The sequence below is a fragment of the Planktothrix tepida PCC 9214 genome, from assembly GCF_900009145.1.
Lineage (GTDB): Bacteria > Cyanobacteriota > Cyanobacteriia > Cyanobacteriales > Microcoleaceae > Planktothrix > Planktothrix tepida.
The window spans coordinates 1-2,904 of record NZ_LN889945.1; the positions used below are offsets into that span (position 1 = coordinate 1).

At 52.5% G+C, this 2,904-nt stretch carries 1 rRNA gene; it reads left to right on the forward strand.

The window, feature by feature from the left end:
* Window positions 1-12: 12 nt before the first annotated feature.
* Window positions 13-2,898, forward strand: a 23S ribosomal RNA gene (locus PL9214_RS33175).
* Window positions 2,899-2,904 lie beyond the last annotated feature (6 nt).

A 2,904-nucleotide genomic window follows, 5' to 3' on the forward strand; every position in this document is an offset into this window, starting at 1 on the left:
AAAAAGAGAATTGGTCAAGATAGAAAGGGCTGACGGTGGAAACCTTGGCACACAGAGGCGAAGAAGGACGTGGCGACCGACGAAAAGCTCCGGGGAGCGGGAAGCAAGCAATGAGCCGGAGGTATCCGAATAGGGCAACCTAGAAACACTACATTGAATCCATAGATGTAGATGAGCGAACCGGGCGAACTGAAACATCTTAGTAGCCCGAGGAAAAGAAAGCAAAAGCGATTTCCCCAGTAGTGGTGAGCGAAAGGGAAACAGCCTAAACCAACTGGGTATCCAGTTGGGGTAGTGGGACAGCAAGACTGGACTTAGAGAATTAGACGAAGCAGATGAAACCTGCACCAGAGAAGGTGAAAGTCCTGTAGTCGAAAGTTTGAAGAGCCAAGCTGAATCCCGAGTAGCACGGAGCCCGTGAAAGTCCGTGTGAATCCGCCTCGACCACGAGGTAAGGCTAAATACTCCTGTGTGACCGATAGAGAAACAGTACCGTGAGGGAAAGGTGAAAAGAACCCCGGGAGGGGAGTGAAATAGAACCTGAAACCGTCAGCTTACAAGCAGTGGGAGTCCGATTAAACGGATGACCGCGTGCCTGTTGAAGCATGAGCCGGCGAGTTAAAGGCGATGGCAGGTTAAGACCGAAGAGGTCGAAGCCCAAGCGAAAGCGAGTCTGAACAGGGCGAAGTCGTCATCGTTTTTAGACCCGAACCCGGGTGATCTAACCATGTCCAGGATGAAGCTTGGGTAAAACCAAGTGAAGGTCCGAACCGACCGATGTTGAAAAATCGGCGGATGAGGTGTGGTTAGGGGTGAAATGCCAATCGAACCCGGAGCTAGCTGGTTCTCCCCGAAATGTGTTGAGGCACAGCGGTTGCAGAAAAATCTGGGGGGTAAAGCACTGATTCGGTGCGGGCTGCGAGAGCGGTACCAAATCGAGTCAAACTCTGAATACCCAGAGGAAAGCAACCAGTCAGACGGTGGGGGATAAGCTCCATCGTCAAGAGGGAAACAGCCCAGACCACCAGCTAAGGTCCCGAAATCATCACTAAGTGAGAAAGGAGGTGGGAATGCTCAGACAACCAGGAGGTTTGCCTAGAAGCAGCCAACCTTAAAAGAGTGCGTAATAGCTCACTGGTCAAGCGTTGCTGCGCCGAAAATGAAAGGGGCTAAGTGATGTACCGAAGCTGTGGAATATGATTGTATTGTATTGGTAGGGGAGCGTTCTGGCGTAGGGAGAAGCATTAGCGAAAGCAGATGTGGACGAACCAGAAGTGAGAATGTCGGCTTGAGTAGCGAAAATGTAGGTGAGAATCCTACACCCCGAAATCCTAAGGGTTCCTCCGCACGGCTCGTCCACGGAGGGTAAGTCAGGGCCTAAGGCGAGGCTGAAGAGCGTAGTCGATGGACAACGGGTGAAGATTCCCGTACCATTGGTAGATTGGTCAGGGGGACGGAGAAGGTGTGTGCTAGCCGGACGATGGTTACCGGTGCAACCGTTCAAGGTGTTGAGGTCTGGAGAAAACAGACTGAGCTAAGGCGGGAGTCCGACCCTCTAAGGAGGGGAAGTAGAGAGCATCAAGCTTCCTAGAAAAGCCCTAAAACCGTTAATTTATCAATGCCTGTACCCGAAACTGACACAGGTAGGAAGGTTGAGAAAACCCAGGGGCGCGAGATAACTCTCTCTAAGGAACTCGGCAAAATGGCTCCGTAACTTCGGGAGAAGGAGTGCTTATGAAAGTAAGTCGCAGTGAAGAGGCCCAGGCGACTGTTTACCAAAAACACAGGTCTCCGCCAACTCGAAAGAGGAAGTATGGGGGCTGACGCCTGCCCAGTGCCGGAAGGTTAAGGAAGTCGGTCAGGGGAAACCTAAAGCTGATGACCGAAGCCCCGGTGAACGGCGGCCGTAACTATAACGGTCCTAAGGTAGCGAAATTCCTTGTCGGGTAAGTTCCGACCCGCACGAAAGGCGTAACGATCTGGGCGCTGTCTCGGAGAGAGACTCGGCGAAATAGAATTGTCTGTGAAGATACGGACTACCTGCACCTGGACAGAAAGACCCTATGAAGCTTTACTGTAGCCTGGAATTGGGTTCGGGCTTCTCTTGCGCAGTATAGGTGGGAGGCGTTGAAGTCATCCTTGTGGGGATGATGGAGCCATCGGTGAGATACCACTCTAGAGAGGCTAGAATTCTAACTGGTTCCCGTGAATCCGGGAACAAGACAGTTTCAGGGGGGCAGTTTGACTGGGGCGGTCGCCTCCTAAAATGTAACGGAGGCGCGCAAAGGTTCCCTCAGAATGGTTGGAAATCATTCGCAGAGTGTAAAGGCATAAGGGAGCTTGACTGTGAGACTTACAAGTCGAACAGAGTGGAAACACGGCCTTAGTGATCCGACGGTACTGTGTGGAAAGGCCGTCGCTCAACGGATAAAAGTTACTCTAGGGATAACAGGCTGATCTCCCCCAAGAGTTCACATCGACGGGGAGGTTTGGCACCTCGATGTCGGCTCATCGCAACCTGGGGCGGAAGTACGTCCCAAGGGTTGGGCTGTTCGCCCATTAAAGCGGTACGTGAGCTGGGTTCAGAACGTCGTGAGACAGTTCGGTCCATATCCGGTGCAGGCGTAAGAGTATTGAGAGGAGTCCTCCCTAGTACGAGAGGACCGGGAGGAACGCACCTCTGGTGTACCTGTTATCGTGCCAACGGTAGACGCAGGGTAGCCATGTGCGGAGTGGATAACCGCTGAAAGCATCTAAGTGGGAAGCCCACCTCAAGATGATTACTCTCATTGGCTTAACCAAGTAAGGTCACGGGCAGAACACCCGTTTATAGGTGTTAGGTCGAAGTCCAGCGATGGATGCAGCCGAGACACACTAACAGACCGAGGGCTTGACCTCATCTCT